Source organism: Streptomyces anatolicus, from assembly GCF_019400875.1.
Taxonomy (GTDB): Bacteria; Actinomycetota; Actinomycetes; order Streptomycetales; family Streptomycetaceae; genus Streptomyces; species Streptomyces anatolicus.
Window position 1 is genome coordinate 1 of the sequence record NZ_WMBF01000822.1, and the last position, 1,416, is coordinate 1,416.

Here is a 1,416-nt window from a genome sequence, read left to right on the forward strand (position 1 = left end):
GGCTGGCGGAGGCGGAGGCGGCGTGGGCGGACCTCCCCGCTCCGGTGGTCCGGCTGCGGGCGGCGATCCCGATCTGGCGGCGGCCGTGGATGGTCCTCGGCCGTGACACGTTCGCCGGGGACCTCCTCGTACGCCTTGGCGTGGACAACGCGTACGCCGGGCACGCCGAGCGCTATCCCCGCGTCCCCGTCGAGGAACTGCGCGCGGGCGGCCTCGACCTGGTGGTCCTGCCCGACGAGCCGTACCGCTTCACGCCCGACGACGGCCCCGAGGCGTTCCCCGCGCGTACGCCGGTCGCGCTGGTCAGCGGCCGCCATCTGACCTGGTACGGGCCGTCCCTGGCGGAGGCCCCCGCGGTGCTCAGCGCGGCGCTGCGAGCAGCCGGCCGGTGACGAGGCCGCGCACGGTGTGGGCGAGCGCCACGGCCCAGGCGGCGACGAGGAAGACGTAGAGCCCGGCCGCGAGCCAGTCGAACGCCGGGAGGCCGGTGTGCTTGCCGAGACCTTCGGCGCCCGTCACGCAGGTGCCGACGGGGAAGGTGAACGCCCACCAGGTCATCGCGAAGCGCATGCCGCCGCGCCGGGCGCGCCGCACCATCGCGAGCGCCAGCGCGAGCCACAGCAGGGCGAAGCCCGTCACCGGTACGCCGTAGAGCACGGCGAGGGCGAGAAAGCCCTGGTCGAGCGGGGCGGGTACGACGCCGGGTGCCACGTCCGCGAACTTGTTGGCGGCGGTCGTCGACTGGCCGAGGGGGCCGAGCACGAGGAAGAGGGTCGGGGTGAGCGCGGTGGGCAGCGGGCCCGCGGTCAGCAGGCGGGCGAAGATCAGCGGCAGCATGACCAGGGTGGCGAGCAGGCTCAGGCCGAACATCGCGCAGCACGCGTACAGCATCGTCTGCTGGGCCTGGCCCGCGGGCAGGTGCGGGATGAGCAGCGGGCCGAGGGCGGCCGACACCATGGGCGCCACCACGGGCAGCAGCCATATGGGGGAGGCCTGGTCGGCGGTGATGCGGTGGCGGACCACCATCAGATACGGGATGGCGACGGCCCCGGCGAGGCCGATGGCGGTGCCGAGGGTGAACAGCACGGCCTCGACGGCGACGGCGGCGCCGGTGCCGATCCACTCCTCGCCGACGAGCAGGGCGCCGCCGCCGACCGCGAGCAGCGCCATCGACAGGCAGCCGTAGAAGGGTGCGACGGCCGGATCGAGGAGGTGGGCGCGGGCCTGGTCACGGTGGTGGACCCAGTGCGCGGCGCGGGCGGTGAGCAGCGCGGCGAGCATCACGAGGGAGAGCGCCCAAACGGTGGCGCAGGCCGTACGCAGCCCGGGGAACTGGTGGGGGAGGGTGGCGCCGGCGTTGGCGATGATGGCGGTGCCCATCACGGTCGCGTACCAGTTCGGGCCGAGGTGGCGGGG

General features: G+C 74.9%; 2 protein-coding genes. One reads left to right on the forward strand and one right to left on the reverse strand.

Annotated features, from left to right (window positions below):
• A partial coding sequence (locus GKQ77_RS32735; RefSeq protein WP_219692780.1) for a helical backbone metal receptor occupies positions 1-392 on the forward strand: 392 nt, incomplete at its 5' end.
• Here GKQ77_RS32735 and GKQ77_RS32740 read toward each other — a convergent pair.
• Positions 361-1,416, reverse strand: a 1,056-nt coding sequence (locus tag GKQ77_RS32740; protein WP_219692781.1) for a TDT family transporter, incomplete at its 5' end; no start/stop codon positions are given. The two genes, GKQ77_RS32735 and GKQ77_RS32740, sit on opposite strands and share 32 nt — an antisense overlap.